Genomic DNA, 25700 nt, shown 5'->3' on the forward strand with positions numbered 1-25700 from the left:
CATGCCGCAAGAGGAAAAGGGTGCGCGGAACCGCCTTTGGCGCAACGCCCGCCTTGCCACTCTGGCCGAGGGCGCGGAGGGGCTGGGTGTCGTCGAGAACGGCGCCGTGGTCGCCAGCCAGGGCCGCATCGTCTATGCCGGGCCGGAAGCAGAAATGCCGGCCGCCTTGCTCGCGGGATCGGAACAGATCGATTGCGAGGGCCGCTGGATCACACCCGGCCTGATCGATTGCCACACCCATCTGGTGCATGCCGGCAACCGCGCCAACGAGTTCGAGATGCGGCTTGCCGGCGCGACCTACGAAGAGGTGGCGCGGGCGGGCGGCGGCATCGTTTCCTCGGTCAAGGCGCTGCGCGCCGCGAGCGAAGAGCAGCTGGTGGCCGAGTCGCTGCCGCGCCTCGACGCGCTGATCGCCGAAGGCGTCACCACGGTCGAGATCAAGTCGGGCTACGGGCTCGACCTGGAGAATGAATCGAAATCGCTGGCTGCCGCACGGCGCCTTGGCGAACAGCGGCCGGTCACGGTGCGGACGACCTTCCTTGGCGCGCATGCGCTGCCACCGGAAGCAAATGGCGACAAGGGCGCCTACATCGCCAAGGTCGTCGACGAGATGCTGCCGGCGATCGCGGCAACGGGACTTGCCGACGCCGTCGATGGCTTCTGCGAAGGCATCGCCTTCTCGACCGACGAGATTTCCCGCGTCTTCACGGCGGCAAAGGCGCTTGGCCTGCCGGTGAAACTGCATGCCGATCAGCTTTCCAACCTGCATGGCGCAGCACTTGCCGCCAGTTTCGGGGCGCTGTCGGCGGACCACCTCGAATACACTGACGAAGACGGTGCGGCGGCGATGGCAAAAGCCGGCACGGTCGCGGTGATCCTGCCCGGCGCCTTTTATTTCATCCGCGAGACGAAGAAGCCGCCGCTCGCCCTGTTCCGCCGGTATGGCGTGAGGATGGCTGTCGCCACCGACAACAATCCGGGAACCTCGCCGCTCACCTCGCTGCTTCTGACCATGAATATGGCGGCGACGCTGTTCGGCATGACGGTGGACGAGTGCATCGCCGGCACGACGCGCGAGGCCGCGCGCGCGCTTGGATTGCTGGGCGAGACCGGCACGCTGGAAGCCGGCAAATGGGCCGACCTGGCCATCTGGGACGTCGAGCGCCCGGCCGAGCTTGTCTATCGCATGGGTTACAACCCGCTGCATCAGCGGGTGTGGAGGGGAAGATGAATGAACTGGTCCTGAAGCCCGGCAGCGCGACGCTGGCCGACTGGCGCGCCATCTATCGCGGCGCCGTGCCCAAACTTGATGAAAGCTGCAAGCCGCGCGTCAAGGCGAGCGCCGACGCCGTCGCCCGCATCGTTGCCAAGGGCGAGCCGGTCTACGGCATCAACACCGGCTTCGGCAAACTGGCAAGCGTGCGCATCGAGGCGGCCGATCTGGCGACCCTGCAGAAGAACATCGTGCTTTCGCACGCCGCCGGCGTCGGCGAACCGATGCCGGAAAAGATCGCGCGGCTGATGATGGCGCTGAAGCTGGCGAGCCTGGCTCAGGGCGCTTCCGGCGTGCAGCCGAAGACGCTGGAATTGCTGGAGGCGATGATTGCCGCCGAAGTCATTCCGGTGGTGCCGGCGCAAGGCTCGGTCGGCGCTTCCGGCGATCTCGCACCGCTGTCGCACATGACCGCGGCGATGATCGGCGTCGGCGACTGTTATACGCCGCACGGCATTTTCCCGGCCAAGGTCGCTTTCGTGTCGCATGGGCTGGAGCCGGTGACGCTCAGCCCGAAGGAAGGTCTGGCGCTGCTCAACGGGACCCAGTTTTCCACAGCCTATGCACTGGCCGGGCTGTTCGAGGCGGAGGTGCTTTATCGTTCGGCACTGGTCACCGGCGCGCTGTCGACAGATGCCGCCAAGGGTTCCGACGCGCCGTTCGATCCGCGCATCCATGCGTTGCGCAAACACCGCGGCCAGATCGAGACGGCCGATGCGTTGCGCGACTTGATGGCGGGCAGCGCCATCAGGGAATCGCATCGGGTCGGCGACGAGCGCGTGCAGGATCCATACTGCCTGCGCTGCCAGCCGCAGGTGATGGGCGCGGCACTCGATGTGCTGCGCCAGGCAGCGGCGACGCTGGAGACCGAAGCCAACGGCGTTTCCGACAATCCGTTGATCTTCGCCGAGGACGATACAGCACTTTCGGGCGGCAACTTCCATGCCGAGCCGGTGGCGTTCGCCGCCGACATGATCGCGCTCGCCGTCTGCGAAATCGGCTCGATCGCCGAACGGCGCATCGCCATGCTGGTCGATCCGGCGCTGTCGGGCATGCCGGCTTTCCTGACGCCGAAGCCGGGGCTGAACTCGGGCTTCATGATTCCGCAGGTGACGGCGGCCGCACTCGTTTCCGAAAACAAGCAGAAGGCCTATCCGGCGAGCGTCGATTCGATCCCGACCTCCGCCAACCAGGAGGACCATGTGTCGATGGCAGCGCACGGGGCGCGGCGGCTGATCGGCATGGTCGAGAACGCGACCGCCGTGGTCGGCATCGAACTGCTGGCAGCCGCGCAAGGCTGCGATTTCCACCAGCCGCTGAAATCCAGCGATGCGCTGGAAGCGGTGCGCGACGCGATACGGGCGCAGGTGCGGCATCTCGACAATGACCGGCATTTCCACCCCGACATGGACAAGGCGATCACGCTGGTGAGAAGCGGGGCGATTGTCCATGCGGCGGGGGCGATTGCGCTGCCGAGGATTTCGGGAGAAGGCGCATGACCCATCCTTCCTGGCTCACCGTTCATCAGGGTGACACGCCGCTGCTGGTCAGCCTGCCGCACACCGGCATCGATCTTGCCGAATTCGAGCCGCGGCTGACCTCCCGCTGGCTCGGCCAGCGCGACTGCGACTGGTGGATCGACAAGCTCTACGACTTTGCCGCAGGGCTTGGTGCGACGGTCGTGCACACGGCGATCTCGCGCACCATCATCGACGTCAACCGCGACCCGTCCGGCGCCTCGCTCTATCCCGGCCAGACCACGACCGGCCTGTGCCCGACCGAGACCTTCGATGGCGACCCGCTCTACCGCGGCGGCGAAGAGCCGGGGCCGGCGGACATCGACCGGCGGCGGAAAACCTATTTCGAGCCGTATCATGCGGCACTGCAGGGCGAACTCCATCGCCTGCGCGGCCTGCATCCGAAGGTCGTGCTCTACGATTGCCACTCGATCCGCTCGGTGATCCCGAGACTGTTCGAGGGCACGTTGCCGGTGTTCAACCTCGGTACCAATGACGGCAAGAGCGCCGATCCCGCTTTGCAGGCACAGGTCACGCAGATCATGGCCGAGAGCGGCGAGACGCATGTCGTCAATGGCCGTTTCAAGGGCGGCTGGATCACCCGGCATTACGGCGACCCCGCCAAGGGCGTGCATGCCCTGCAGATGGAATTGTCCAACCGCGGCTACATGCGCGAGCCGATCGGTCCGGTCGGACCGGAGAACTGGCCGACGCAATACGATCCGGAGTTCGCGGCGCCGATGCGCGCGACGCTGGAGAAGATTTTGACGACCGCGCGCGACTGGGCGCGCGGCTGACGCCACCCAATTCACCGGAGGTTATCATGACCACGCACACCCGCATCGACAATGCGCGCACGATCCGCGCAGCAACCGGCACCGAACTTTCCGCCAAGAGCTGGCTGACCGAGGCGCCGCTCCGCATGCTGATGAACAATCTCGATCCCGACGTGGCCGAGAACCCGCAAGAGCTGGTCGTCTATGGCGGCATCGGCCGCGCGGCCCGCACGTGGAACGACTTCGACCGCATCGTCGCTGCACTTCGCGACCTCGACGAAGACCAGACACTGCTCGTCCAGTCGGGCAAGCCGGTCGGTGTCTTCCGTACCCACGCCGACGCGCCGCGCGTGCTCATCGCGAATTCCAACCTGGTTCCGCATTGGGCAACCTGGGAACATTTCAACGAACTCGACCGCAAGGGTCTTGCCATGTACGGCCAGATGACGGCGGGCTCGTGGATCTATATCGGCACGCAGGGCATCGTGCAGGGCACCTACGAAACCTTCGCCGAGGCGGGTCGCCAGCATTACGACGGCAACCTCAGGGGTCGCTGGATCCTGACCGGCGGGCTCGGCGGCATGGGCGGTGCGCAGCCTTTGGCCGCGGTTTTCGCCGGCGCCTGCTGCCTCGCGGTCGAGTGCGACGAGACCCGCATCGATTTCCGCATCCGCACCCGCTATCTCGACGAGAAGGCCTTGAGCCTCGACGAGGCGCTGGAGAAGATCGACCGCTGGACGAAGGCCGGAGAAGCGAAGTCTGTCGGCCTGCTCGGCAATGCCGCGGACATCTTCCCCGAACTGGTGAAGCGTATGAAGGCCGGCGGCCCGCGCCCCGACATCGTCACCGACCAGACCTCCGCGCATGACCCGATCAACGGCTACCTGCCAGTCGGCTGGACCGTCGCGGAATGGCGCGAGAAGCGTGAGCGTGATCCGAAATCCGTCGAAAAGGCCGCCCGTGCGTCGATGAAGACGCACGTCGCCGCCATGGTCGACTTCTGGAACGCCGACGTGCCGACACTCGACTACGGCAACAACATCCGCCAGGTGGCCAAGGAAGAGGGGCTGGAAAATGCCTTCGCCTTCCCGGGCTTCGTGCCGGCCTACATCCGACCGCTTTTCTGTCGCGGCATCGGTCCGTTCCGCTGGGCCGCGCTTTCGGGCGATCCGGAGGATATCCGCAAGACCGACGCCAAGATGAAGGAGCTGTTCCCGGAGAACGAACACCTTCACCGCTGGCTGGACATGGCGGCCGAGCGCATCGCCTTCCAGGGCCTGCCGGCGCGCATCTGCTGGATCGGGCTCGGCGACCGCCACAAGGCCGGCCTCGCCTTCAACGAAATGGTGGCAAGCGGCGAACTGAAGGCACCGGTGGTCATCGGTCGCGACCATCTCGATTCCGGCTCGGTCGCCTCGCCGAACCGCGAGACGGAAGCGATGCAGGACGGGTCGGACGCGGTCTCCGACTGGCCGCTGCTCAACGCGCTGCTCAACACCGCGTCCGGCGCGACCTGGGTATCGCTGCACCATGGCGGCGGCGTCGGCATGGGATTCTCGCAGCATTCCGGCATGGTGATCGTCGCCGACGGCACGGCGGACTCGGCGCGCCGGCTGGAGCGGGTGCTGTGGAATGACCCCGCGACAGGCGTGATGCGCCATGCCGATGCCGGCTACGACATTGCCATCGATTGCGCGAAGGAACACGGGCTGAACCTGCCGGGCATTCTCGGCTGATCTGTCACCGCCGAAAAGTTTTGGAGGAAAAATGACTGACGTTTCTTATGGCACGCGCGGTTCGCGCGGCGCCTCGCTGTTCAAGCTGGTCGCCTACAGCCTGATCGGCATCTTCGTCTTCTTTGTGCCGGTGACGATCGCCGGCAAGTCGACGATCCCGCTCGACCATGCGGCGACCGCGCTTTCGACCTATGCGCGGCCCGCGGCGGTAGTTTTCGTTTGCATGCTAATCCTTTACGGCGCATTTGCGCCGTTCGTGCAGGGAACATGGCGGACGAACACGACACAGATGATTTTTTCGCTGCTGCGCGTTCTCGGCGTGGTGCTGACGGCGATGTATCTGTTTAACGTCGGCCCGGCTGCGCTGTTTGCACCCGACATGCTGCCGTTCCTGTTCGACAAACTCGTCCTGTCGGTCGGGCTGATCGTTCCGGTCGGCGCGCTGGCGCTGGGCTTCCTCATCGGCTACGGCCTGCTCGAATTCACCGGCGTGCTCGTGCAGCCGGTGATGCGGCCGATCTGGCGCACGCCCGGCTGGTCGGCCATCGACGCGGTCGCATCGTTCGTCGGCAGCTATTCACTGGCGCTGCTGATTACCGACCGGGTGTTTCGCGAAGGCAAATACACGGTGCGCGAGGCGGCCATCATCGCCACCGGCTTTTCGACCGTTTCCGCGACCTTCATGGTGATCGTCGCCAGGACGCTCGGTCTGATGGGCTCTTGGAATCTCTACTTCTGGACGACGCTGGTCGTCACCTTCATCGTCTCCGCGATCACCGCACGCCTTTGGCCGCTGGCCGGAATGGAGCATCCTGGTGACCGCGACCAACCGCTGCCCACGGGCCGCAACCGTTTCCAGGCCGCGATCGATGCCGGCGTCGAGCAAGCCGCCGCGGCGAAGAGTTTGCCTGAAACACTGCGGGAGAACTTCATGGACGGGCTGCGCATGGCCGCGATGATTCTCCCCTCGATCATGGCGGTAGGTCTTCTCGGGCTGCTCACTGCGAAATATACGCCGATCTTCGACTGGCTCGGCCTGACGCTCTATCCGTTTACCTGGATTGCCCAGTTTGACGACCCGATGCTGGCGGCGAAGTCGATGGCAGCCGGCCTCGCCGAGATGTTCCTGCCGGCGATCCTGCTGACGGAAGCCGATGTCGCACTGAAGTTCACCGCCGCCGTCGTCTCGGTCAGCCAGGTGCTGTTCCTGTCGGCATCGATTCCGTGTGTACTCGCAACATCGATCCCGTTCCGCTTCCGCGATCTGCTGGTCATCTGGTACGCCCGCACTGCGCTCAGCATACTGATCACCGCGCCCATCGCGTGGCTGGCGGTGTCGATGGGCTGGCTGGGCTAGCACGATGCGCATCCTGCGTGCCGCCGACTATCGCCGCATGCCGTGGAAGAACGGCGGCGGCGAGACCACCGAGATCGCCGTCTGGCCGGAAAATGCCGGCCTCGATGATTTCGGCTGGCGGGTCTCGATGGCACGGGTGGAACGCGACGGGCCGTTTTCGGCTTTTTCGGGCATCGACCGCACGCTGAGCATTCTCGAGGGCGAGGGGCTGCGGCTGGCGATTGCCGGTCAGCCGGCGGTCGAACTTCGCGGTGAGGGCGATCCTTTCGCTTTTCCAGCCGACCAGCCGACCGATTCAGTTTTGCTGGGTGGACCCGTCACGGACCTGAACGTGATGACGCGGCGCGGCCGTTTCAAGCATGCCGTGCGGCGGGTCGAGGCTTTGGAGAAAACGGAAATCCCTTCCGATGCGAAAGTCACGATGCTGCTTTGCCATCGCGGTGCGGTCGACATCGCCGTGGGAACTGAAGCTGGCAGGCTCGGCGAACTCGATTGCCTGGTTCTGGAAGGCTCAGAGAGCGTGTCGGCGAGGGCTGGGCGTAACGCATCGCTGTTTCTGATCGAGATATACGAAGCCGGCTAACTGCCCGGCGTCCGATGATCTGCTAGCGGATGTCGTCGAGCGCCTTGCGGTCCTCGTGCATCTGCAGGAAGATCCGGTAGTCGCGATCGTAGGCGGCGCGCCTGGCTGTATCCGGCTGGCGGGCCTTGCCACCCTGCTGCATGCCGGCGCAGGCTGCCGGCAGATCGGGATAGAGCCCGGCGGCCGTGGCCGCGACCATGCCGGTGCCGAGCAGCACGGCATCCTCCGCCGCAGGTTCGATGACGGTGCAGCCGGTTGCGTCGGCATAGAGTTCCATCAGCAGCGGGTTCTTGGTGTGCCCGCCGGTCACGTGCAGCGTGTCGATCGCATAGCCCTGCTTTGCCTGGGCGTCGAGGATGTGGCGGACGCCGAGCGCAATGCCGACGCAGGTGCGCCAGTAGAGCTGGCACAGGCTGTCGAATGAGGCGTCGAGCGTGAGGCCGCTGATGACGCCTGTGGCGCGCGGATCGGCGAGCGGCGAACGGTTGCCGTTGAAGTCCGGCAGGACATAAAGCCTTTCGGCGAAGCGGTCGCCTTCTTCCCCGCGCAGCGCCTGGATGCGCTCGACGATCTTTTTATGTTCTGCCGCATTGGGCTCGCCGCCTGCGCCATGCCAGCGGATGATATGGTCGAGCAGCGCGCCGGTTGCCGACTGGCCGCCTTCGTTCAGCCAGAGTTCAGGCAGCACCGCGCCGAAATAGGGACCCCAGACGCCGGGCACGGGGCGGGGTCCGCGCGATAGCGCCATGGTGCAGGTCGAGGTGCCGCCGATGAGACCGAGATGCCGTTCGATGTCCTGGCCGGCGGAGGCGAAAGCGCCGATGACGCCGAGCGCGCCGGCGTGGGCGTCGATCAGGCCGATGCCGACATGGCAGTCTGTGGTGAGGCCGAGCTGGCTCGCCGCCTCGTTGCCAAGCCGGCTAACGCTTTGACCGATCGGCGAGGCTTTCTCCGGAAGATTGCCGCGAGACAGCATGTCCGGAATGCCGACCGTTTCGAAAAAATCGCGCTGCCAGCTTTCCTTCTCGTGGGCGAGATAGGTCCATTTGCAGGTGAGCGTGCATTGCGAGCGTTCGAGCGAGCCGGACGCTTTCCAGGTCAGGAAATCGGCGAGGTCAAAGAAATATCCAGCCCTGTCCCAGCTTTGCGGCAGGTTGCGCTTCAGCCACATCAGCTTCGGCGTTTCCATTTCCGGCGACATCACCCCGCCGATGAAATCGAGCACCTTGTGGCCGGTCGCGGTGCATTCCTCGGCTTCCGCCACGGCGCGATGGTCGAGCCAGACGATGGTGTCCCAGCGCTGCTCTCCGGATGTCGAGACGCTGACCCGGCCGCCATCCTTGCCGCGCACCACCAGCGAGCAGGTGGCGTCGAACGAGATGCCGCTCACGTCCTCCGGCGCCGCCGAGGCTTTTGCCAAGGCCGCCCGGACCGACGTGCAGACGGCGCGCCAGATTTCTTCCGAATCGTGCTCGGCGTGATCGTGGCGAGGGCGGTTGATGGCGATCGGCTGTTCGGCACGCGCGAGCAACCGGCCGCCGCGGTCAAGCACGCCGGCACGCGCGCTTCCGGTTCCAACATCGACGGCGACGACAAGTTCGGTCATGCACTGCTTTCAATCTGCGAGGTAACGGACACGATAGCCGCAGAGTTTGCTCAATGCCGCCATTTCTTCAAGGATGTCCCCATAAGAAACCGCGACATGGTTGCTCATGTAGTGCGCCATCAGCGTATCGCGGCCGATGCCGAGGTCGGCGATCATGATCGGCCATTCGGGCGTGGTGCCATTCCACCATTCGGCGAGCTTGTCCTTCGGCAGTTCGACCACCTTGCCCTTGCCGATGTCCATCACCGGTTCGCCATTGTCGAGCCAGGCCCGCGACCAGGTCATCCCGCCGGCCAGGCTGGCGCCGGTGAAGGTGCCGCCGGGCACCGGGAAATATTGCTGCGGCTGACGCCAGGAATGCACTCCCTTCAGCGTGTCCGGGTCGAGCGAGAAGGCATAGGCGCCAGCCGAGCCCGAATTGAGCAGCAGCCAGAGGAAGCGGCCGTCGTGCTCGCCGCCCCAGCGCACGTCGTGGAAGGCGACGCTCTGGTGCAGGCCCTTGGCTTTCAGCAGCCGCTTCATCATCTCCATGGGCAGGAGATTGCCCTGGTCAGCCTCGGTCGAATCGACGATGGTGTCGCCGTTGGTTTCTGGGCGGCAAGTTGAGTTGAGCAGGCCTTCGGCGAAATCGGATGGCGGCCGGAGCTTGATCAGGCCGAGCTGGTATTGCCAGCCGACGCAGTCGGCCTTGAACTCGTCGACGATGTCGAGCACCGCGAGATAGTCGCGCAGCTGCTCGCGGGTGCCGTTGGCATCGAAATCCTCGGCGCCGGCGCCGCCATAATGGAACTCGATGCCCTTGGCGTTGACGAAGGCCAATGCGTCGTCGAGGCGCTTGTCGGAGACACGCTTGCCGTAGTCGATGATCCAGGCCTGGTCGACCTTGTGCTCGGCAAAGCCGAGCTTGTGCAGCAGTCGGGCGCCGAAGCAGCCGTTAGTCATGCCCATGGAAGTGTCGCCCAGCATCAGCGCGATCGGCCGGCGGCGTTTCATTTCGGCGTGCACGCCCTCGGCGATCTTCGCAGCCGCGGCCGAGACTTTCGGGGCAGGGCGGATGCTTGCCTCGTCATAGGCGATGACGCCCTTGGCGCACCATTGCTCGAGGCCTTCGAGAAATTTCGCGTCGGCGCTCCAGTCGGTGGCCTCGGTCCACAGGCGGCTGGTCTTGCGGCCTTCCGCGGCGAGGCAGGCGCCGGTGTTCAGGAGCCCGACAAGACCCGGCCATTTGCCGGAAAAGTTGCTGACCATCAGGAGCGGGTTGTCGTGGCCGATGACGCCATCGACCGTATGCGGCCCGTAGACCCAATGCGTGTAGAGGCCGATGATCGGCCCGTCGAGCTGGCCAAGCTTCTCGATCGCCTCATGCGGCTTGGTCATGAAACCTTCGACGCGGCGATATTTGCGGCCGAGCCGGGTCAGGCTTTTTTCGAGCTGGGCGGTGGCTTCCCGCACGCCGGGGAGCGCGGTCTTGTTGGGCATGTCGCGATAGTCGCCCGGCCAGAAAATATTGATCGTTTCGCTCATGTCCGCACCTTCCGTCTGTCGTGCATCACGGCTTGCCGCCCATCGGGCAGCCCGCCGGCTTCGATATGGGAAAGGCCGGGCGGCAAGGAGAGCCGCCCGGCGTCCTGAGTGTCAGAGCCCGTTGTCCTTCATGATCTGGGCAGCGTTTTCCTTGGTCACCTTCATGGTGTCGAGCGTGATGGTCTTCTCGACCTTCTCGCCGTTGAGGAACTTGATCGCTTGCCGCAAGCCTTCCGCGCCCGGCGTGGCATAGAGGAAGGTAGCCGTCAGTTCGCCGTTGTTGACCCAGGTCACGCCCTCCGGCGGCAGCGCGTCGATGCCGATGAACTTGATGTCCTTCTCGCGGCCGACGTCCTTGGCGGCAAGGTAGGCGCCGTAGGCCATCGGGTCGTTATGGCCGTAGACGAGATCGATCTTCTCGTTGTTGCGGAGCGCCGTGGCCATCAGGTTGTAGGCCTGGTCCTGCTTCCAGTCGCCCGACTGCTGGTCGAGCAGGTTCTTGATGCCCGGCTCCTTGTCGGTGAATTCGTGGAAGCCGTCATGGCGGTCATGCGCGGGCTGCGTGCCCATGCCGCCCCAGATCTCGACGACATTGCCGGTGGCCTTGCCGGCGCCGCCAAGCAGCTCGACTGCGTATTCGCCGGCCGCGCGGCCGATCAGCTTGTTGTCGCCGCCAACGAACTGCGTGTACTGGTCGGTCTCGACGTTGCGGTCGAGCACGAAGACCGGAATCTTGGCGTCGATGGCCTGCTGGACGACGCCGGTAAGGCCGGCCGACTCCTTCGGCGAGACGAGCAGCGCGTCGACTTCCTGGCGGATCAGGTTCTCGACGTCGGCGACCTGCTTCTCCGTCTTGTCCTCGCCGTCGGTGACGATCAGCTCGACGTTCGGATGCTTGGCGGCCTCGGCGATGATGTCCTTGTTGAACTGCGCGCGCCACGGCTCGATCGTGGTCACCTGGCTGAAGCCGATCTTGAATTTCTTGTCCTGGGCGAAGGCGCTCCCGCCCTGCAGAAGCATGGTCGATGCGACGAGTGCGGCCGTAATGGCGGCGAGCCTCGTGAATTCACGGCGTTTCATTTGCGTTTCCTCCAAGGTTTCGAGACTGGGTCTCTTCCGACGTTCGCTCTTCGGCGGACGTTTTCTGATGCGCCTGCCGCCAGAAGGGCAGGCGCAAATAGGCAAACAGGTCGGCGGCATTGCGCTCCTGGACAAGCACGGTGCCGATGATGATCAGGCCTTTCAGCACCAACTGAAGGTTCGAGTTGATGTTGTGGAGCTGCAGGATGTTGGACAGCAGCCCGAAGATGAGCACGCCGCAGAAGGTGCCGGCGAGGCTGCCGCGCCCGCCCATCAGGCTGGTGCCGCCGATGACGACGGCGGCGATGGCGTCGAGTTCCAGCCCGGCGCCGGCGTCCGGCTTGCCCTGACGGTATTGCGCCACGTAAAGCACGGCGGCGACACCGGCGAGCAGGCCGGAAATCGCGTAGGTGACGATCTTGACGCGTCCGGCGTCGATGCCGGACAGGCGCGCGGCTTCCTCGTTGCCGCCGATGGCGTAGACATAACGGCCGAACGGGGTGAAGCGCAGCACCGCGCCATAGATGACGATCGCCGCGATGAAGAACAGGCCGGGCATCGGTATGATGCCGAACACCAGCGAACGCAAAATGTCGAATTCGGCGACAGCGTTGGAGCCGGTGTAGACCGGCAGCACCGCGTTGTTCTGGCCGGCGGTGAGCCGGGCCACGCCAAGCGCCGTCACCATCATCGCCAGCGTCACGATGAAAGGCTGCAGCCTGCCGGCGACGATGATGAAGCCGTTGATCGAGCCGAAGACGAGGCCGACACAGGGCGCGACGATGAGGACCCCGAGCACGCCGAACTTGGTCTGGATCTGCGGCAGCAGGAACCACAGCGCCAGTGCACACAAAAGCACGCCGACGATGGCCGGCGCGACGATGCCGCGGATCGGATCGAGCTGGATGTCCCGCCTCACGTCGCCCTGGCGGGATTTTTCAAGGTTGAGGAGGACGAACCGGGTGAGCATGACGCCGATGAGCAGCGCCACCAGCCCGACCGCCGGCACGCCCATGATTGCCGCCGGCGTGTAGCCGGGCATTGTCAAGAGCATGGCGCAGACCACCGAGCAGATCGCCATCAGCGAGCCGACCGACAGGTCGATGCCCGCGGTGATGATGACCGCGGTCATTCCCGTCGCGATCAGTCCGGTGGTCGACACCTGCCGCAGCACGTCGAGCAGGTTGCCGTAGGACAGGAAGATGTTCTTGCCGGACGAACTGACCGGAGAGGAGAGCACGCCGATCAGGAAGATGGCGAGCAGGCCCCAGTAGAGCTTGGTGCGGGAGACAAGTTTCAATGCGCTCATGCGGCGGCCTTTCCGCGACTGTTGCGGGGTGCGGCAAGCTGCATGATGCGTTCCTCGGTCGCTTCGGCCCTGGTGAGCATGCCGGTCTGGCGGCCCTCCGACATGACGAGGATGCGATCCGACAACAGCAGAAGCTCCGGCAGTTCGGAGCTGACCACGACGATGGCAAGGCCGTCGCGCGCCAGCTTGAAGACAAGGTCGTAGATCTCGCGCTTCGCGCCGACATCGATGCCGCGCGTGGGTTCGTCGAGAAGCAGGATACGCGGTGCGGTGGCCAGCCATTTGCCGATGACGACCTTCTGCTGGTTGCCGCCCGACAGTGTGCCGGCTACCTGCTCGATGCTGTCGCAGCGAACGCCGAGCGACTTGACAGCCTGGCGGGCCAACCCTGCCTCTCCGGCGAAGGAGCGAAGCCCGAAACGCGCCAAGCGCCCGACCAGCGGCAGCGCGACGTTGTCGGTGATCGACGCAGCCAGGTGCAGGCCTTGCGTCTTGCGATCCTCGGTCACCAGGGCAATGCCGTGGCGGCGTGCATCGCGCGGCGAACGGATCTCGACCGGCTGTCCGCCCAGCCTGATGTCGCCGCCGGCGCGGCCTTCGCTGGAGCCGAAGATGGTCTCCAGAATTTCGGTACGGCCCGAGCCGAGCAGGCCGCCGATGCCGAGGATCTCGCCGACCCGCAGTTCGAAATCGACGCCTCCGAGCACTTGCCGCCAGCCCTGTCGATATGGAGCCGAAAGTGACAGTCCATGAACCGACAGTACGGTTTCGCCGGGAACCCGTTCGTCACCGGAGCCTGCTTCCAAGAGGCTCCGGCCGACCATGGCGGCGATGATGGCGTCTTCGCTGAGTTCGCGCATCGGTCTGGTGAGCACGTGCCGGCCGTCACGGAAGACGGTAACGCGGTCGCCGAGCTGCATGACTTCGTCGATGCGGTGCGAAATGTAGACGATGGCGACGCCATCGGCGGCGAGTTGGCGGATGACCTTGAACAGGCGCTGGCACTCGGCTGGGGACAGGGCCGAGGTCGGTTCGTCCATGATCAGGATGCGCGCTTCCATGGAGAGCGCCTTGGCGATCTCGACGAGTTGCTGCTCGCCGACCCGCAGCGAACTGATCCGCGCTTCCGGGTCGAGGTCGATGCCCAGCCTGTCGAGCAAGATGCGTGCCGCCTTCGTACTCGCCTTGCGATCGACGATCAGCCCGGCGATCAGCGGCTCGCGGCCAAGAAAGATATTGCCGGCAACGCTGAGTTCGGGGACCAGGTTGAGTTCCTGGTGGATGATGGCGATCCCCGCGGCCTCCGCGTCGCGGACGCTGGTGAAGCGGACCGGTTCGCCATCCACGGCGATGGCGCCTTCATAGGTGGTATAGACGCCGGAAAGAATTTTCATCAGCGTCGATTTGCCGGCGCCGTTCTCGCCCATCAGGGCATGGATCTCGCCGGGCTTCAGATCGAAGCCGACATCGCGAAGGGCAACGACGCCGCCAAACCGTTTGGAGACGGAAACCGCCGTCAGGACGGGCTGGGAACGATCCGGCACGGGCGTGGAACGGCGGTCGGACGCGGCGTCGCGATCACTCATGACAATGGCGGCCTCCCTTCCGACCTCGTCAATTCTCGATCTTGAAAAGCTAATCTAAACGTTTCGAACGAGTCAAGGGCGACATCGGCGCTTTGTGAAAAATCCGGGCGCAATTGTTGCGTGGAGCAACGAAATACGCAATTACTGGCCGAGGGCTCGATCAAAACGTTTTGAAGAAATGACCAAAAGCAAGCGCACGCGGCCGCGCAAATCGACAGCTCCGACAATGCTCCACGTCGCCGAGGCGGCGCGCGTTTCGGTGGCGACGGTTTCGGCTGTCGTCAACGGCACCGCGGTCGTCAGCCCCGCGCTCACCGCCAGGATAGAAGCCGCGATCAAGGATATCGGCTACAAGCGCAATGCGATCGCGCGCAGCCTCAAGCTCGGCAAGACGCGCACCATCGGACTGACCGTCGCCGATATCACCAATCCGTTCTTCACCGATGTCGTTTCCGTCATCCAGGAGGTGCTGCATCGCGCCGGCTATGCCGTCATGCTGTGCTGCAACGACGAGGATATCGAAACGCAGGACGACCAGATCCAACTGCTACTCGACCGCATGGTCGACGGGCTGATCATCGCGCCGGCCGGCGACGACGCCAATCTCAAGCGCATCCTGGAGGGCACCAATGTCCCCGTCGTGCTCATCGATCGCATCTGCGACGGCGTCGATACCGATGCGGTGGTGCTCGACAACCAGCGCGCCGTGTTCGATGCAACCACCTACATGCTGCATCTCGGACATCGCCGCATCGGCTATATCTCGGGTTCGCTCGACACCTCGACAGGACGGGACCGGCTTGCCGGGTACCACGAGGCGCTCGATTCGGCCGGCATCGCGTTCGACGACGAACTGGTCAGGCTCGGCAATTTCCGCGAGGCCGATGCCTACAAGGCAGCGATGCAACTGCTGACGCAGCCTGACCGGCCGACCGCGATATTCTCGGCCAACAACCTGATGGTTATCGGCGTGATGAAGGCGATCCGCGACATCGGGCTTTCGTGCCCGGAAGACATTTCCGTCGCCTGCTTCGACGATTTTCCCTGGGCGGATGTGTTCCGGCCGCAACTGACGACCGTCGCCCAGCCGGTGCGGGCGATCGGCGAACAGGCCGCGCAACTGGTACTCGACCGGTTGGCCGGCAAGACCGAGAACGGCCCGCGGCGGCTGGTGCTGCAAGGCCGGCTGATGGTGCGCAATTCCTGCCGGCCGCATGCGTCGCTGGTGCAGGGTGCGCGAGAGCATGGCGCCCTGTAGGCCCAAGGTTCCGCTCCCTCAATCCTCGTGCAGCTTGCGGGCGATCGGCGGCCCGACGGTGATGTTCTTGAATACGGCATGAAAGCCGGACCGTTCCGGCGAGCAGGCCATGACCCCGATTGCCGCGTCTTTATCGGGAAACGGGCAGAGCCGGGCCATCTGCCAGTGCGCATTGCCGACACAAAACTGGACGCGGACGGCATCGCCGTGGCGGGTGAGCCGGACGAAAACCTCGTCGCTCGGCTTCGCGTCGGGGAGCGGAATGACCGACCAGTCGGAGACGCCGCGCGTGACCACCACGCTGAAATGCATCAGCCCGTCGGTATATTCAATGCCGGTCTTGATCCAGTGGCTTTCGTCGATCCGAAGCATCAGCCCGGCCTGGTCGTAGAGCTGCTCGTAATCGCCAAGGATCGTTGCGGTCGCGGTGAAATCGCCCGATACGCCGCGCAGATAGGCATGGCCGTTGTCGCGGACGAACCCGTAGAACGTCTCGCGCCAGAAGTCGGTCTTTGCGTCGGTCCGCAATTCCAGTCTGCCGGCATCGCCGCTCCAGTCCGCGGGCGGTTTCAACCAGTGGAATTCGTCGGACATCATTGCGGCTCCCGGATCATGCTCGCCGGTTGGATAACACATAACCCGGCGGGCGGGCATGGGCGGGATTGCGTCAGGTGAGACCGAGCCGCACGAGGTGGCGCACGACCGGCGTGAACAACTCCGAGCCGACATAGGAGCCAACGCCGGCATGTTCGAAGAGTGATTCGACCAGTTCGGCATCCTCGACCACCGGAATGCCGAGCCGCCGCGCTTCGGCGAGCATCGTGTCGGCGACATGGCCCTGGCCCTTGCCGACGATCACCGGCACGGGGGTATCGTCGCGGACGTAGCGCAACGCGACCATGCGGTCTCCCGCGGCGAAAACGAGGACGGCGTTCTTCACGCCGAGCCGGATCGGCCGCGTCACCGCTTCGCGGCGCTGGCGCTGAAATTCCTGCTGGATCAACGGGTCGCCTTCGAGATCCTTGAATTCGCGCCTGTATTCGGTCTTGGTCATGCGCATGTCGCGCAGAAACAGCCAGCGCTGCAGCGGAACGTCGATCAGTCCGATCAGAATGAAACCCAGCACGGCCGCGATGCCCAGCGGCGTCAGCACCGCCTTGATCATCGGCGCGATGCAGGTTTCGCCGCAGCCGGGCGCGTCGAAAAGCGGCTGCATCCAAGCCAGAAGGATGACGACGAACAGGCCGGCCAGGAAAACCACCTTCGCCACCCCCTTGGCGAACTCGACGACGTTTCGCAGCGAGATGATTTTCATGAGCCCCTTGGCGGGATTTATGTGATCGAACTGCGGCTTGATCGGCTCGAAGGAAAAGACCGGTCCGTAACTCGCAACGAAGCCGAAGAGCACCGTGAAGACGACAACGATGCCAACCAGAGGGGCTGTGACCAGAAACATCAGAGAGACGGTATGACGAATTGCACGCATGCTGATTTCGTCGAACGAGGCGCCTGAAGCCGTAACCGTCTGCATCAGCTGGGAAAGGTGTTCCGAGACGGTCGGCCAGATGAAATACAGGTAGGCAAGTGCCGCAAAAAGCGTGAAACCGGCAATCAGGTCGCGGCTTTGCGAGACCTGTCCTTTGCGTCGCGAATCGCGCAGCTTCTTGTCGGAAGCGGGTAACTGTTTTTCTTCGGCTTCCTGCGTCATTTCTGTATCTTAGCGCAAGCTTGTGGTTCCAGTGAGCGCCGCCATGTGTATGATGCGGCGGGCTTGAATACGGAGAGGTGGATATGCGGCTGCGTATCTTGTTCTTGCCTGCGGTTGCAGTTCTGGCGCTTTCCGGCTGCCAGACGGCGAAATCCAAGGCCGACGCCAAGGCCGCGGAAACGCAGGCGGCGTCGACGCAGTCGGACAGGCTGATGAAGCTTGCGGCCGACATCGAAGCCCGTGGCGAATCGGAGACCGCGATCGCGCTCTACCAGAAGGCAACGGCAATGCCGGATGCGAAGCCGACGGCATTCGTGAAAGCCGGCGAGGCTTACATGCGCGCCGGCTATTCCACCGAGGCGGTCCAGGCCTACCGGGCGGCGTTGTCCAAGGCTCCGAACGACGGCTCTGCCATGCTCGGCCTGGGTTCCGCGATGATCGAAACCGGCGACGTCGAGGCAGGTATCCGCGCATTGTCGCAGGCGGCGCCGATCGTCAACACGAGCCGCGCCTACAACCGGCTGGGCGTCGCGCAGACCTTTGCCGGCCAGGTCGACCAAGCGCAGGTCACTTTCGGCCAGGCACTCAGACTGGAGCCGGGCGATCTCGACATCCAGACCAACATGGCGCTGGCCGCCGCCCTGGGGGGCAATGCCGCCGCCGCCATTCCGCTCGTCCAGAAAGTCGAGGCAGCTCCCGGCGCGCAACTGCACCACAAGCGCAACGTCGTGGTCGTCTACGGCCTGCTTGGCCAGGCCGATCACATCAAGGCATCGCCGCCGACAGGCCTGTCGACCAAGGAGATCAACACGCTGCTGGCCCGTGCCAAATCGATCCGCGCCAAGGGCAGCACGCAGGCAAAGGCGAAGGCGCTCGGTTCGATCGTCGGCTGACTTCCGACCGGGAAAGTCGCCGCGACGAACCAGGCAGCCGGGCAGCGGGAACATCCGTCAGTTGGTTGCAGGTTGCGTCGTCGACGTGTCGTCCGCACCCTCGTTGGCGCCGCCTATCGGCGCTTCATCGCCGTAGAGGTAGCGCCGCGCCGCCCTTGCAGTCGGAGCCCCGGCGGCCGGCCCCATTTGCCGTCCTTCAACCAGATCGCGCTGGCTCTCGGCCATGCGCTGGAGGTTGTAGGCATTGGCGCAACCGGGCGGCAGATGGGTGCCCACTCCGGAGACGATCGTGAGACCGGTCGAGGCCGCCGAAAGATCGTCGTCGGCCGGTTCCGCAAGGCAGGCGTTGGGCGCCAGAACGCTACCGCCGACACTCTTTTCGGAGCCGGATGAATTGGTGGCGACATAGCTGTAGCCCGGCGAATAGTCCTGGGGCTCCGGCTTTTCGTTGTTCGCACAGCCGACAAGCATGGCGAGCGGAAGGGCGAGCGCAGCACGGAAAACAATGGGAAAGGTCATTTGTCGTCCTCCGCTACTTGATGATCAGGCCCATCGCCGATGGGTCCTTCGAATGTTTCCGGGTGGCGCGCTTGCCGGCGGGACGGTCGGTGGGCGCCGCGAGGCTGTCCCGCACCGGTTCGACCAGATAGGGGGTGATCAGGATGACCAGCTCGGTCTCCTCCTTCTGGAAACGCTGCGACTGGAACAGCGCTCCGAGCACTGGAACGTCCCCCAGCACGGGGAATTTCTCGAGGTTCCGGGTGAAATTCTGCTGGAACAGACCGGCGATCGCGAAGGTCTGCCCGCTGCCCACTTCGACAATGGTATCGGCCTTGCGGACGACGAAGCTCGGCAGGTTGAAACCGTTGGCGCTGACGGTGGCCCCGCTCTGCGCTATGGAGCTGACCTCGGGCCTGACGTGGAGGCCGATGCGATTGCGTCCGATCAGGGTCGGCGTGAAGGTGAGGGAAACGCCGAACGGCTTGTATTCCACCGTCGTGGTATCCTGGCTCTGCGGAATCGGAACCGGGATTTCGCCGCCAGCGAGGAAACTCGCGGTCTGGCCGGTCACCGCGGTCAGGTTGGGTTCCGCCAGGATCTTGACGATGCCGTTGCGCTGCAGCGCCTCGATGACGACTTCGAAATTGAGCCCGTTGCCGCCGCCGCCGATTCCCAGATTCCCTTCCCCCGGAGAGGGGACACCGTTGTCGCCGAACATGCTGAACTCGAAGCCGCTCGATTCGTAGCTCGCCGCCCAGTCCACTCCGTACGACTGCAGCTCGGTCCGCGACACCTCTGCGAAGCGCACGCGGATGTTGACCTGCTGCGATCCCTGCACCGTCGTGTTGTTGATCGGCGGCTGTTCCGGCGGTGAATAGGTCCGCGCGACATTGTCGACATCGACCGCTTCCTCGACGCTCTGCGCGTCACCGGTCGCCACGATGCGGTTTCCGAAGATCGACAGATCGGTTGACGTCGTCGGCTGCAACGAACGCTTGGCCTGGTTCGCGGGGGCGGCGTCCGGCGTAACACTGAATTGCGCCGTCGCCTCGATCCTTTGGTCGGTGGTGATGGCAATCAGGTTCGTGATGCCGGGTTTCAGGCCGAAGACATAGACGATGTCCGGCGACACCACCTGGATATCGGCGATCGTGGTATCCGCCACGAGAACCGACTCGACCGGCTCGTTGAACCGCAGGATACGGCCCTGACCGACCGGCAGTTCGATCGTGGGCCTGCTTGGCAGGGGCGACACTTCCTGTGCCCGCAAGCCTGCGATCATGCCGAAAAGCGCTACAAAAAACAAAAACGCCGCGATAGCCCACGAGCGATGGATCAGCCGCCCTCCGCCGGCGGCCGGTCGAACGCTTGTTGCGATATCGTGGATTGTCATACTGTCCCTCTCTCGCCCATTTTATGTCTTCCCCACCTAGCCGCTTGACGGCGTCAAGAAGCGGCCTCTTGTCCTGTTGCCGCCCGTCCCGTGGGCAGCGATCGCGAAGCCGGCCGCGCCCCCTGCCGGGCAGCGATCGTCGCCAGCGGCTGCACGTTGAATTCGGGAGCGAGCTCCTGATAGGAAAGCACCGGCAACTCGATGCCGCTGTGCACCAGCAGACTGCGCATGTGCCGGCGCACATCCATCGCGGCCAGCACTACCGGCAGGACGCCCGCCGAGGTTTCCGACAGAGCCTTCTGGATCTGCGCCACCAGTGACTGTGCCTCGTCGTCGGACAGGTTCACGAACGAGCCCGAGGAGGTTTCCTGGACCGCGGCTCTCAATATCTCTTCAGCCGACCGTTGCAGAACATAGGCGGCGATGATGTTGTTGCGGTCGGCCGCGCGAAAGCTGATCTGGCGCTTCAGGGCGGTGCGTACGTATTCGGTGAGAAGCACTACATCCTGCTCGCGCTGGCCCCATTCGATGAGCGCTTCCAGCACAAGCCGCAGGTTGCGGATAGGCACGTTTTCGGCGACCAGCCGACGAAGCACCTCGGCGATCTTCTGCAGCGGAACGGTTTCCTGCGCTTCCTTGACGAGGTCGGCATAGTCCGGCTCGATGTCCGACAGAAGCCGGCGTGTTTCCTGGATACCGACGAAGTGGCCGGCATAAAGCCTGAGCGCGTGGGCGAGCCACTTGGCCGAGGTTTCGACGGGTGTGAAAAAGCTGACGCCCGCCTCCTGCAAGGCGCCGCTGTGGCGTGCTTCGGCCCATATCGTCCTGGTCTTGTGCCCGGCAACCGGCGGACCGTCTTCATGGGCGACACCGAGCAGATCGAGATGTGTTCCGTCCTCCTCGACCAGCACGCGGTCGGCTGGAATTTCCGCGTCCAGGATGGGCGCACCCTCAAGATCTATGCGCAGATGCCGGGGTGCCAGCGCCGGGTCGACATGCAGGCCGATCGCCGGCACATCGACGCCGAGGTCCCCGAACAGTTCGCGCCGGATACGCGTTGCCTGCTGGCTGAATTCAGGTTCGGGAATCGCCTGCCCGAGTTCGGGTCCGAGCCGGACGACGATCCGGGACGAGGATTGCGAGGCGTCGACTTCTCCGACCGAGGTCGCCGGCGAAACGGCGCGCTGTTCCGGGATCTCGACAAGCCCTGTCGCCTCGCTTTTGTCGGCAGCCGCCGTGCGCCGGTGGATTGCGTAGGCACCCGCGCCGAAAGCTGCTCCGAGAACCAGAAACACGACAGTGGGGAAACCCGGCACCATGCCGAGGCCGATCATGATTACCGCGGCGAGACCCAGGGCGCGTGAATCGCGCAGAAGCTGCCCGGTGATCTGCCGGCCGAGGTCGCCGTCGCCATCGGCACTTGCCACCCGCGTCACCATCGTGCCCGAGGCGACGGCCACGAGAAGGGCAGGGATCTGCGCAACCAGCCCGTCGCCGACGGTGAGCAGGGAGTAGGTCGCAGCGGCCTCGCCCAGCGACATGCCGTGCTGCAGCGTGCCGATCGCAAATCCGCCGATCAGGTTGACGAGAATGATGACGATGCCGGCGATGACGTCGCCCTTGACGAATTTCATGGCGCCGTCCATCGCGCCGAACAGCTGGCTTTCGCGCTCGAGCTGATGGCGCAGGCGGCGCGCTTCGGCCTGGTCGATGTCGCCGTTGCGCAGCTCCGCGTCGATGCTCATCTGCTTGCCGGGCAAGGCGTCCAGCGTGAAGCGCGCAGCCACTTCGGCGACGCGCTCGGCGCCTTTCGCCACCACGATGAACTGCGCGATGGTGATGATCAGGAAGACGACCATGCCGACGGCGATGCTGCCACCCACCACGAATGTGCCGAATGCGGTGACGACTTCGCCGGCGTCCGCCTGCAACAGGATCAATCGTGTCGTGGTGATGGTGATTGCCAGCCGGAATAGCGTGGCGACGAGAATGACCGACGGCAGCGACGAAAATTCCAGTGGGTGCGTGACGTAGAACGACACCAGCAGGATGAGCACGCTGATCGCGATGTTTGCGGTGATGAGGATGTCGACGAGGAAAGTCGGCAGCGGGATGAGCATCATCACCACCGCCGTCAGCATCAGGATAGCGATGACCAGGTCGCCGCGGTTCGAGAGTTTCGCAAGCAGCTGTGTCAGCCGGTCGATCATGGTCAGCCGTCATCCCGTTGCACGAGGAAGTCGCGGAATGCGTGCCGCGCTTCCGCCGTGCGGCCCGCAGCCAGCAGCGCCCGGCTCTTCAGAAGTGCAAGCGTTGGATGGTCCATTCCGTCCAGGGTCTCCAGTCGTGCGATGGTTGCGAGTGCCTTGTCCGCCTCGCCGTCGAGCGTCAGGACATGGGCGAGTGTTCGCAGGACGCCGGCGTTGCCGGGAGCAAGTTGCGCGGCGATAAGCAGATACGCGGCACCGCGCTTCACCTGCCCATGACACCCGTAGAGATAGCCGAGTACATGGAGCAGCTGCACCGTGTCGTGCGCATCGGTCAGGTCTCGATACCTCCCTGCAACCGGCCGAGCAGTTCCCGATGGCGCTCTATCTCGTCCTGCATCAGCGTCCTGGCGAGGTTTTTGAGCTGCTCGCCGCCCTCAAGCTCCGGAACAAGATCGGTAACGCAATGCTGGAGGATGGAGGCGGATCGGCGCAGAATCGCGGGGTCCGGGATACGCGGCATGATGAAGTCGATGAGCGCATCGTCGAGAGATTTTCCGGTACTGCCCGACGGTGGTTGAAAATCGGTGGTTTCGGGGCGCTCGGAGCGCGCAGCCCCGTTCGCTTCCCGTGTGCGCGCGGCCGCCTTCTCGACATTGTTCAGCCGCCGCCTGTTGATCGTCTGGCCGCGCGCGCCGTCAGCCTGCTGCGCTTCGCGCCCCGATGTGTCCAGTCTTCCCGCGTCGAGTCCCGGCCCCTCCAGACGACGGTTCATGGGTAGTTCAGAGCGACCGTCGAGCCGCCTTTCGTCAACAGAAGTTGCTTTTCGCCGATCTCTTTGATCGCCCAGCCATCGCTCACGAAGGCGCCCTCATAGTAGCGCGCGCCGTCGCTCGTGATGATGTATGGCCGCTGGCCGTACCAGATCGCCTGCAGCGGCAGCCGCGGCGCCTGCGCGACACCTCCGGCCACGACGTCGGAGACGAGCGGAACATGGCCGCCATAGGTCTGGTCGAACCACGACTGGATTCCGGTCCAGGCTTCATTCTGCTGTTCTGCGATCGTCCCGGAGACGGTCAGCCTGCCATGGCTTTCTTCCACGCCAAGCGTGCCGATTCCTGCCTCGGCGAGGCGAAGTTTGAGCTGCGCCCCGGCGTTGGCGATGCTCACCGGGCCTTGCGCGAGACCGGCCTCCTGCGTGGCATCGAGAAGCGAATATTGCTGAACTCCGTCGGCGAAGGCGAGCTTGGTCAGCTTCGCATCCCCGGCGCCTTGTTGCGCGGATGGATCGGAACCGGCCAGCGACAAGCCATTGGCCGCAATGGATATGGCGAAGGCGACCGCGACCAGTCCGGCCGCCACCAGAATCGGCCGGCTGGGGGTATTCCGGCTGGGCAGCGATTGTTCGGGACCGGTCAAAAGGACCTGAGCTTCGCCGAAAACAACCTCCAGCGGCAGCTCGCAGCGGCGGCCATGGCCTTTCGGCACGATGTCGCCATTCGCCAGAACGATGTCGCCGCCGACCGCTTCAACCTCGACCTGCCCGCCTTTGCGGCGCAGGCGCGCATGGATGGGCGCGATGCCGGTATCTCTCAGGACGATGTCGGATTCGGTGCTCGAGCCGACCGTATAAAGCGGCTCGGCCAGGTCCAGAGTGGCGCCGGCATGCAGCCCGCGCGTGACCTGCAATGCGACCTCGCGCCCAGCCGTCTTGCCGAGGATATCAGGAGCACTCAGCCGGAACGGACGCATGAGCGCCGTGTCCAACAATCTGTTGATCGATCCTGCGGACATGCAACTCCACCTCCAGAAGGCAACGGCTCCCAGCCCGAATCAGAGCTGAACCGACCACTGCCGAAATGTTGCGCCGCCGGTGCATCTGTTCGGCGGCGCGCAGATTTTGGGATCGCGGCCGTTAAGCCTTCTCGGCGGATTGGCCGAGCGTCCTTGCAGTGCTCATCATCATGTCGTGCTCGGACTTCGCGATCTCTTTCTTGATCTCCAGGGAGAACATGCGCTCCTGGTGTTTGATCATCTTGTCCAGATTCTGCTCTGGGCTTCCTCCGGTTGTCGGGGGTACGGGACCAGCCATCGATCTCTCCTCAGATGCGGTTGTATTCGCGAACATCCACGGAAGCTTGCAGCACCGAAGTTGTTCGCCAGTGCAGCTTAAGGTAGCGCGATTCAAAATGGAAGTCCATTTGGAATGCGGTTCCAGCCAAAGTTCCAACTGTTGCATTCTGAGGAAGTCGGGAGTAGGTTGAAGGGGGGTGAATGGGGTAAGATTGACATGGAAAAAGGTCCGTTGGCGGAACTACTGGTCGAACGGTATGAGACGATGCCGCCGCAGCTCAGGGTAGCTGCCCGGTTTGTGCTCGATCATCCACAGGATGTCGCTCTGATGTCGATGCGTGAGCAGGCGCATCAGGCGGGAGTTTCGCACAGCACGATGATGCGCCTCGCGCGATGGCTCGGCCTCGATGGCTATGAGGACATGCGCAGTCTCTACGCCAAGGCGATGCGCCAGCCGGGCAGTCTGTCCGGCACGTCCGCGCGCTTCCTGGAGACGCAGCCTGCCGGCGACGGCGGCTTCTCGACGGTGGGCGTCGTTGCCGACATGCTTGCCGCCCAAATCGCCAGCCTCGGCGAGTACAGCAACGCCACCCAGTTTATCGCCGCGGCGGATGTTCTCGCGGGCTCACGCACGTTATTCAGCCTCGGCCTGCGGTCGGAACAGGCTGTCGCGCAGCATTTCGCGCACACGCTTTCTTTCCTGGGCCGCGAGGTGAGACTCCTGGATGCTTCCGGCGCCATGGGTATCGATGCCTTGCGCGGTGCCGGCGACGGCGATGCAGTGCTGGCGATAAGTCTGGCGCCTTACTCCCGGGCGACGATCGAAGTGGCGCGCCAGGCGGCGGAACGCCGGGTAGCGATCGTGGCCATCACGGACAGCAGCGTGTCGCCGCTGGCCAGGATGGCGCGCGAAAGCATCATCGTCACCACGGGCTCGCAGTCATATTTCAGGAGCATGGCGCCGGCTCTCGCCGCAACCGAAATACTGGCTGCGCTGATCGCCGCCAAATCCGGCGCGAACGCCGAAGGCAAGGCGAGGGAGGTCGAGGAAGAACTCGCCGCCCTTGATGTTTATTGGAAGCCGCCCCGGTAAACGGCCGGGGCTTCACTGTCGGGCGCGGGGGCGTTGACGGCAGCAAACTGCCTGAAGCAGGACTGGACCGGCTCCGGAGGTTTTGATGATCCGCCCGATTACCACTCTCAAGCCCCCGCCGCCTCCCAAGGTCGATCCCAAGGCGAATGCCGAGCAGATCACGCGGCTGCAGGCCGAAGCCACGAAATTGCGCAATGAGATCCGGCTCGCCAACAAGATGGGCGAGT

The 25700-nt window shown here is 64.4% G+C and carries 23 protein-coding genes; 9 read left to right on the forward strand and 14 right to left on the reverse strand.

What is annotated here, in order from left to right:
* The first annotated feature begins 1 nt into the window (after position 1).
* From hutI to OHD58_RS20875, 6 genes are read left to right on the forward strand one after another with little or no spacing between them, the layout of a single operon-like run.
* Positions 2–1231 carry an imidazolonepropionase gene (gene hutI / locus OHD58_RS20850; protein ID WP_263805338.1) on the forward strand — a complete coding sequence of 410 codons (1230 nt, stop codon included), beginning with the start codon at positions 2–4 and terminating at the stop codon, positions 1229–1231.
* On the forward strand, positions 1228–2772 hold the full coding sequence (gene hutH, locus OHD58_RS20855) for a histidine ammonia-lyase (protein WP_263805339.1): 1545 nt from the start codon (positions 1228–1230) through the stop codon (positions 2770–2772). Before hutI ends, hutH begins: the two co-directional genes overlap by 4 nt.
* On the forward strand, positions 2769–3587 hold the full coding sequence (gene hutG, locus OHD58_RS20860) for an N-formylglutamate deformylase (protein ID WP_263805340.1): 819 nt from the start codon (positions 2769–2771) through the stop codon (positions 3585–3587). The genes hutH and hutG overlap by 4 nt, the downstream gene beginning before the upstream one ends.
* Before the next feature lie 26 nt (positions 3588–3613).
* Entirely contained in the window at positions 3614–5302 is a 1689-nt protein-coding gene (gene hutU, locus OHD58_RS20865) for a urocanate hydratase (protein ID WP_263805342.1), read from the forward strand.
* 31 nt (positions 5303–5333) lie between these two features.
* Positions 5334–6659: a YjiH family protein gene (locus tag OHD58_RS20870; protein WP_263805344.1), complete on the forward strand. Its 1326-nt coding sequence runs from the start codon at positions 5334–5336 to the stop codon at positions 6657–6659.
* 4 nt (positions 6660–6663) lie between these two features.
* On the forward strand, positions 6664–7242 hold the full coding sequence (locus OHD58_RS20875; RefSeq protein WP_263805345.1) for a HutD family protein: 579 nt from the start codon (positions 6664–6666) through the stop codon (positions 7240–7242).
* Positions 7243–7264: 22 nt separating this feature from the next.
* Here the strand turns inward: OHD58_RS20875 and OHD58_RS20880 are convergent, their stop codons facing one another.
* The 5 genes from OHD58_RS20880 to OHD58_RS20900 form a co-directional block, all read right to left on the reverse strand.
* Positions 7265–8848 carry an FGGY-family carbohydrate kinase gene (locus OHD58_RS20880; RefSeq protein ID WP_263805346.1) on the reverse strand — a complete coding sequence of 528 codons (1584 nt, stop codon included), beginning with the start codon at positions 8846–8848 and terminating at the stop codon, positions 7265–7267.
* A 9-nt stretch (positions 8849–8857) separates the two neighbouring features.
* A complete protein-coding gene (locus OHD58_RS20885; protein WP_263805347.1) occupies positions 8858–10372 on the reverse strand; it encodes a hypothetical protein in 1515 nt (504 codons plus the stop codon).
* Between the two features lie 111 nt (positions 10373–10483).
* Positions 10484–11452 carry a substrate-binding domain-containing protein gene (locus tag OHD58_RS20890; RefSeq protein WP_263805350.1) on the reverse strand — a complete coding sequence of 323 codons (969 nt, stop codon included), beginning with the start codon at positions 11450–11452 and terminating at the stop codon, positions 10484–10486.
* Positions 11439–12761 (reverse strand): ABC transporter permease, encoded by a 1323-nt coding sequence (locus tag OHD58_RS20895; RefSeq protein ID WP_263805351.1) that lies wholly within the window; start codon positions 12759–12761, stop codon positions 11439–11441. Before OHD58_RS20895 ends, OHD58_RS20890 begins: the two co-directional genes overlap by 14 nt.
* Positions 12758–14347: a sugar ABC transporter ATP-binding protein gene (locus OHD58_RS20900; RefSeq protein ID WP_263805352.1), complete on the reverse strand. Its 1590-nt coding sequence runs from the start codon at positions 14345–14347 to the stop codon at positions 12758–12760. Before OHD58_RS20900 ends, OHD58_RS20895 begins: the two co-directional genes overlap by 4 nt.
* Positions 14348–14573: 226 nt before the next feature.
* Here OHD58_RS20900 and OHD58_RS20905 point away from each other — a divergent pair, with 226 nt between their 5' ends.
* Positions 14574–15605: a LacI family DNA-binding transcriptional regulator gene (locus OHD58_RS20905; RefSeq protein ID WP_263805376.1), complete on the forward strand. Its 1032-nt coding sequence runs from the start codon at positions 14574–14576 to the stop codon at positions 15603–15605.
* An 18-nt stretch (positions 15606–15623) separates the two neighbouring features.
* On the opposite strand, the gene OHD58_RS20910 is transcribed toward OHD58_RS20905, so the two are convergent.
* Both OHD58_RS20910 and OHD58_RS20915 read right to left on the reverse strand, forming a co-directional pair.
* Complete coding sequence (locus OHD58_RS20910; RefSeq protein WP_263805353.1) at positions 15624–16199, reverse strand: DUF1349 domain-containing protein; 576 nt, start codon at positions 16197–16199, stop codon at positions 15624–15626.
* Positions 16200–16272: 73 nt separating this feature from the next.
* Entirely contained in the window at positions 16273–17313 is a 1041-nt protein-coding gene (locus OHD58_RS20915) for an EscU/YscU/HrcU family type III secretion system export apparatus switch protein (protein WP_263805354.1), read from the reverse strand.
* Between the two features lie 83 nt (positions 17314–17396).
* Between OHD58_RS20915 and OHD58_RS20920 the strand changes: the two genes are divergently transcribed.
* Entirely contained in the window at positions 17397–18206 is an 810-nt protein-coding gene (locus tag OHD58_RS20920) for a tetratricopeptide repeat protein (protein WP_263805355.1), read from the forward strand.
* Positions 18207–18263: 57 nt separating this feature from the next.
* Here the strand turns inward: OHD58_RS20920 and OHD58_RS20925 are convergent, their stop codons facing one another.
* The 7 genes from OHD58_RS20925 to OHD58_RS20955 form a co-directional block, all read right to left on the reverse strand.
* A complete protein-coding gene (locus OHD58_RS20925) occupies positions 18264–18725 on the reverse strand; it encodes a hypothetical protein (RefSeq protein ID WP_263805356.1) in 462 nt (153 codons plus the stop codon).
* A gap of 13 nt (positions 18726–18738) precedes the next feature.
* On the reverse strand, positions 18739–20100 hold the full coding sequence (locus OHD58_RS20930; RefSeq protein ID WP_263805357.1) for a type II and III secretion system protein family protein: 1362 nt from the start codon (positions 20098–20100) through the stop codon (positions 18739–18741).
* Positions 20101–20153: 53 nt separating this feature from the next.
* Positions 20154–22310, reverse strand: coding sequence for a type III secretion system export apparatus subunit SctV (gene sctV, locus OHD58_RS20935; protein ID WP_263805358.1), 2157 nt, complete (start codon positions 22308–22310; stop codon positions 20154–20156).
* Positions 22311–22312: 2 nt separating this feature from the next.
* Complete coding sequence (locus OHD58_RS20940; protein ID WP_263805359.1) at positions 22313–22624, reverse strand: hypothetical protein; 312 nt, start codon at positions 22622–22624, stop codon at positions 22313–22315.
* Positions 22625–22641: 17 nt separating this feature from the next.
* Complete coding sequence (locus tag OHD58_RS20945; RefSeq protein WP_263805360.1) at positions 22642–23082, reverse strand: hypothetical protein; 441 nt, start codon at positions 23080–23082, stop codon at positions 22642–22644.
* Positions 23079–24101 carry an FHA domain-containing protein gene (locus tag OHD58_RS20950; RefSeq protein WP_263805361.1) on the reverse strand — a complete coding sequence of 341 codons (1023 nt, stop codon included), beginning with the start codon at positions 24099–24101 and terminating at the stop codon, positions 23079–23081. Before OHD58_RS20950 ends, OHD58_RS20945 begins: the two co-directional genes overlap by 4 nt.
* Positions 24102–24222: 121 nt before the next feature.
* Positions 24223–24399 (reverse strand): hypothetical protein, encoded by a 177-nt coding sequence (locus tag OHD58_RS20955; RefSeq protein WP_263805362.1) that lies wholly within the window; start codon positions 24397–24399, stop codon positions 24223–24225.
* A 213-nt stretch (positions 24400–24612) separates the two neighbouring features.
* On the opposite strand from OHD58_RS20955, the gene OHD58_RS20960 reads away from it, so the two are divergent.
* Positions 24613–25473, forward strand: a complete 861-nt coding sequence (locus tag OHD58_RS20960; protein WP_263805363.1) for a MurR/RpiR family transcriptional regulator — start codon at positions 24613–24615, stop codon at positions 25471–25473.
* The last annotated feature ends 227 nt before the right edge of the window (positions 25474–25700 follow it).

Origin of the sequence: Mesorhizobium sp. ZC-5 (genome assembly GCF_025753855.1) — a bacterium.
GTDB lineage: Bacteria > Pseudomonadota > Alphaproteobacteria > Rhizobiales > Rhizobiaceae > Neomesorhizobium.

Excerpts from the sequence above, each read along its gene's own strand:
- hutI (WP_263805338.1), top strand. The coding sequence starts at position 2 with ATGCCGCAAGAGGAAAAGGGTGCGCGGAACCGCCTTTGGCGCAACGCC.
- hutH (WP_263805339.1), top strand. The coding sequence starts at position 1,228 with ATGAATGAACTGGTCCTGAAGCCCGGCAGCGCGACGCTGGCCGACTGG.
- hutG (WP_263805340.1), top strand. The coding sequence starts at position 2,769 with ATGACCCATCCTTCCTGGCTCACCGTTCATCAGGGTGACACGCCGCTG.
- hutU (WP_263805342.1), top strand. The coding sequence starts at position 3,614 with ATGACCACGCACACCCGCATCGACAATGCGCGCACGATCCGCGCAGCA.
- OHD58_RS20870 (WP_263805344.1), top strand. The coding sequence starts at position 5,334 with ATGACTGACGTTTCTTATGGCACGCGCGGTTCGCGCGGCGCCTCGCTG.
- OHD58_RS20875 (WP_263805345.1), top strand. The coding sequence starts at position 6,664 with ATGCGCATCCTGCGTGCCGCCGACTATCGCCGCATGCCGTGGAAGAAC.
- OHD58_RS20880 (WP_263805346.1), bottom strand. The coding sequence starts at position 8,848 with ATGACCGAACTTGTCGTCGCCGTCGATGTTGGAACCGGAAGCGCGCGT.
- OHD58_RS20885 (WP_263805347.1), bottom strand. The coding sequence starts at position 10,372 with ATGAGCGAAACGATCAATATTTTCTGGCCGGGCGACTATCGCGACATG.
- OHD58_RS20890 (WP_263805350.1), bottom strand. The coding sequence starts at position 11,452 with ATGAAACGCCGTGAATTCACGAGGCTCGCCGCCATTACGGCCGCACTC.
- OHD58_RS20895 (WP_263805351.1), bottom strand. The coding sequence starts at position 12,761 with ATGAGCGCATTGAAACTTGTCTCCCGCACCAAGCTCTACTGGGGCCTG.
- OHD58_RS20900 (WP_263805352.1), bottom strand. The coding sequence starts at position 14,347 with ATGAGTGATCGCGACGCCGCGTCCGACCGCCGTTCCACGCCCGTGCCG.
- OHD58_RS20905 (WP_263805376.1), top strand. The coding sequence starts at position 14,574 with ATGCTCCACGTCGCCGAGGCGGCGCGCGTTTCGGTGGCGACGGTTTCG.
- OHD58_RS20910 (WP_263805353.1), bottom strand. The coding sequence starts at position 16,199 with ATGTCCGACGAATTCCACTGGTTGAAACCGCCCGCGGACTGGAGCGGC.
- OHD58_RS20915 (WP_263805354.1), bottom strand. The coding sequence starts at position 17,313 with ATGACGCAGGAAGCCGAAGAAAAACAGTTACCCGCTTCCGACAAGAAG.
- OHD58_RS20920 (WP_263805355.1), top strand. The coding sequence starts at position 17,397 with ATGCGGCTGCGTATCTTGTTCTTGCCTGCGGTTGCAGTTCTGGCGCTT.
- OHD58_RS20925 (WP_263805356.1), bottom strand. The coding sequence starts at position 18,725 with ATGACCTTTCCCATTGTTTTCCGTGCTGCGCTCGCCCTTCCGCTCGCC.
- OHD58_RS20930 (WP_263805357.1), bottom strand. The coding sequence starts at position 20,100 with ATGACAATCCACGATATCGCAACAAGCGTTCGACCGGCCGCCGGCGGA.
- sctV (WP_263805358.1), bottom strand. The coding sequence starts at position 22,310 with ATGATCGACCGGCTGACACAGCTGCTTGCGAAACTCTCGAACCGCGGC.
- OHD58_RS20945 (WP_263805360.1), bottom strand. The coding sequence starts at position 23,082 with ATGAACCGTCGTCTGGAGGGGCCGGGACTCGACGCGGGAAGACTGGAC.
- OHD58_RS20950 (WP_263805361.1), bottom strand. The coding sequence starts at position 24,101 with ATGTCCGCAGGATCGATCAACAGATTGTTGGACACGGCGCTCATGCGT.
- OHD58_RS20955 (WP_263805362.1), bottom strand. The coding sequence starts at position 24,399 with ATGGCTGGTCCCGTACCCCCGACAACCGGAGGAAGCCCAGAGCAGAAT.